Below are 2,527 nucleotides of genomic sequence, written 5' to 3' on the forward strand. Positions count from 1 at the left end.
ATCTCCTTGACTGTTGCAAAGCGATCATCCCCCTCTTCGTTGTGGTTATAATCACGGTACTGCTCAAAGTTAACCCAAGCAGACTTCCAGGCAACTATTAACCCAATAATAAAGATAGGAACGGCCAGAATAGGAGCAATAACAAATACCTTAATATTAAACAGATTTTGAATCAACAAGCTATCAACATTAAACGTAACTGTCTGGCTATTATCTCTCAGAGTAACGACCGAGAAATAAAGGAAGCGGATAGCTGCCCTTAAAACAGTTACTAGATAGTTTGCCAGGATTAAAGCAATAAAGCTGAAACCTAGCCCCATAAAAACAAAACTACGATAGTTTTTAAAGTAGAGCAAGGGTTTCATTTCCTTGTCAAACCGTTTCCTATCCTGTTTAACAAAAGGCAACATGTAAACCAGACGAAAAATAAGGTTTCCAAACAGCAGGAATACAAAAGCTGGGATCACTGTGGCAAGTCGCTTGACCAACGACCAAATCATTTTCCCTTTATCTTTGCCAGATGATTTCCAGTCAATATCTTGACGATGTTTACAAAGATTCAGAAGTTCTTCTTTTTTGTGTCGGATACGCTTCTTAATGTTATCCCTATCATCGATCCATCCTTTAATCAACTGAAAAAAGGTCATCAGCGGTTGACGGACTAGCTTATATCCCTGGTAACAAAGATAAGCTAAAAAGCTAATCAATAATAAAGCATTAAGTCGATTCACCCTTGCCAGTTGGACCAAAGTATAAAAAACAGCTTCTAACCAACTAAACATATTGCTTACCTCGAATTTCTTCTAAAAATCGCTGGATCTTCTGACCATAGAAAGTTGAAAAAAGAAAAATCTTAAATTTCTGTTGAGGCGAAGCGAGTTGGTAGCGTTCCAGATAGGAACTAATACCATCTTCAATTCCCAGATGAACCGTACATAAGTGGCAGCTTCTTCCTTGCTTCAGATAATTTTCTATCTGAAGGGAATCAGCCATTAAATCATCGGATTGATAATCCGTTTGTTGTTTTACCATAAGCAAATTTTCCCTTCTAGTTTTTAATACACTCCTAGAATAAGGGATAATGGAAATTCCTGCGTTAAGGGGACAAGTCAAAATAGTGGACAAAAAGTTATATAACTTTTTATAGCTCATTTTAAGAGGTTTTCAGGGATAATCCCCTATAAAATCACCTGAAAATGGCTCAGAATTGTCTTCTCAGTACGCCTTATGATATACTAGCAGAGACGCAATCCCTAACCAGAAATAGCACGTGAGATTATTCCACGTGCTATTTTTGAATTGATGATGAGTCTATAAAAATAAGGCATGATGTTTTCCCTCATGCCTTATTCTGTTATTTAGAAGGGTTCATCAGCATCAATCGGTGTTGGATAAGAATTATTTGGTGAAGTATTTTGATTTTCATCTCCACTAAACAGATTCTTCTGACTATCTGATGGTTGTTGCTGCATGTCGAGTTGCTCCTGTTTTCGTCTATTGGCAGCATCTTTACTTTCTAAGAAAGTAATACCACCTTGCAAGGCTGGAGCAATAAATTGATAGGTTCGTCGTTGGTCTTGGCTGTTCGTATAAGGACGTTGAATAATTTCACCCTTAATTAGGATAGGCGATCCCTTAACAAGGCTCTGAGCCATAATTTCAGCTTGTTTGCCATACACCTGAACATGAAAGAAAGCTGGTAAAGTCTTGCCTTCTTGATCTTGTTGGCTGGTGTCACAGACAAATTCAAATTTAAAACTGATATGGCCATTAGCTGTTTTACCAACAGCATCTGATGGAATATCTGAAACACGACCATTCGCAATAAAACTTTGCATTCTCTTTCCTTTCTATTGATTAGTTTTCTTTACGTTTACGAAGGCCTATCAAACTCAATCCTGTAAGTAGAGCGCCACCTAGCACTGCAAGCATGCTACCTTCTTCACCTGTTGAAGGAAGCATACTTGCTGGTTTAACTGGTGTAGTTGGTGTTACTGACGTTGGTGTTGTCGTCATCTTGTAATAGTGTACGTCAACTTCCACAGGTTTAGGAGCTTCTGGGGCATCAGGAGCTGTTACTGTGACTTTCTCAACCGCTACAGTAAGTGGAACTGGTTTTTCACCTGCTCTAGGAGCTCCAACGGTTGCTTTCTTCACCGCTACAGTGATTGGTTTTGGTGCTTGAGGTGCTTCTGGTACTGCCACATCTGTTTTAGTAACTTCCAAACTTGGTTTCTTTGGTTCTTTTGGAACTTCAGATGCCACACCAAAGATACCTGCGACAATAGATGTATTGATATAGCCTGGTAAATAGTGGCTACCACTAAACGTTACCTTTTTAGCATCGTTAAAGTTAAATTGGACACCATTTGAGTCAATGACCCCACCTGAGGCTTGAGAGACATCTCCAGCGCCAGCTGAATAGCTGTTGCCTGCTTGGTTAATATTTCGGCCTTTTACCAATTTAGAGCCATCAAGACCATTGAGTGTCACAGTTTGATTGTTATCAATATCGTTAAAGGTTACT

3 protein-coding genes and 1 pseudogene are annotated in these 2,527 nt (G+C 39.1%); all 4 read right to left on the reverse strand.

From position 1 onward, the window contains the following. Positions 1 to 782: pseudogene (locus tag STRDD04_RS04815) on the reverse strand (VirD4-like conjugal transfer protein, CD1115 family); the annotation flags it as partial. Then, complete coding sequence (locus STRDD04_RS04820; protein WP_025195446.1) at positions 775 to 1,032, reverse strand: hypothetical protein; 258 nt, start codon at positions 1,030 to 1,032, stop codon at positions 775 to 777. The gene STRDD04_RS04820 and the pseudogene STRDD04_RS04815, both read right to left, overlap by 8 nt. A gap of 326 nt (positions 1,033 to 1,358) precedes the next feature. Then, positions 1,359 to 1,838, reverse strand: a complete 480-nt coding sequence (locus tag STRDD04_RS04825) for a single-stranded DNA-binding protein (protein ID WP_017646913.1) — start codon at positions 1,836 to 1,838, stop codon at positions 1,359 to 1,361. A gap of 19 nt (positions 1,839 to 1,857) precedes the next feature. Beyond that, positions 1,858 to 2,527, reverse strand: a 670-nt coding sequence (locus tag STRDD04_RS04830; protein WP_156469051.1) for an LPXTG cell wall anchor domain-containing protein, incomplete at its 5' end; no start/stop codon positions are given.

The organism is Streptococcus sp. DD04 (genome assembly GCF_001578725.1).
Lineage (GTDB): Bacteria > Bacillota > Bacilli > Lactobacillales > Streptococcaceae > Streptococcus > Streptococcus sinensis.